The 535-nt window shown below is 36.1% G+C and carries 1 pseudogene; it reads right to left on the bottom strand.

Annotated elements, in window-relative coordinates:
• Nucleotides 1-535, bottom strand: a pseudogene (locus AZI32_RS17635) (NAD-dependent DNA ligase LigA); the annotation flags it as partial.

The raw sequence follows: 535 nt of genomic DNA, 5'->3' as shown, positions 1-535 counted from the left end.
TTTTTCGCTAAATCCAGCTATATTCATAGCTTCTCTGCCAGCGTAGTGAACTATAGTTTTTACCATTTGAGGCTTACATGCCAATGTATTTTCACAAAACAAATGTACTCCATCTCTAAATAATTCTTCTCCACAGCTAGGACATACCTTAGGCTCTTCTATATCAATACTTCCTTCTAGTGACTCCTCTACTACTCCCATGATTTCTGGAATTACATCATTAGATCTTCTAACAAACACTGTAGCTCCAATTTTAACTCCCTTACGTTGAATGTCATCTAAGTTGTTTAAAGTAGCCCTTTTAACTGTTACCCCCCCTAATTCTACTGGCTCAAGAATTGCTGTAGGACTAACTCTGCCACTTCTACCTACATTCCATTCTACATCCAAAAGTTTAGTGGTTGTTTCCTCAGCCTCAAACTTATATGCTATTGCCCATTTAGGAAACTTAATTGTATATCCTAATACTTCTCTAGTTTTTATGTCATCAACAGCTATAACTACCCCATCTATGTCATAATTTAAGTTACTTCTA

It is taken from the genome of Clostridium sp. ATCC 25772, from assembly GCF_001573875.1.
Classification (GTDB): Bacteria; Bacillota; Clostridia; order Clostridiales; family Clostridiaceae; genus Clostridium_J; species Clostridium_J senegalense.
The sequence above is the reverse complement of the archived record's forward strand: the minus strand, read 5'-3'. Positions and strand labels throughout refer to the sequence as shown.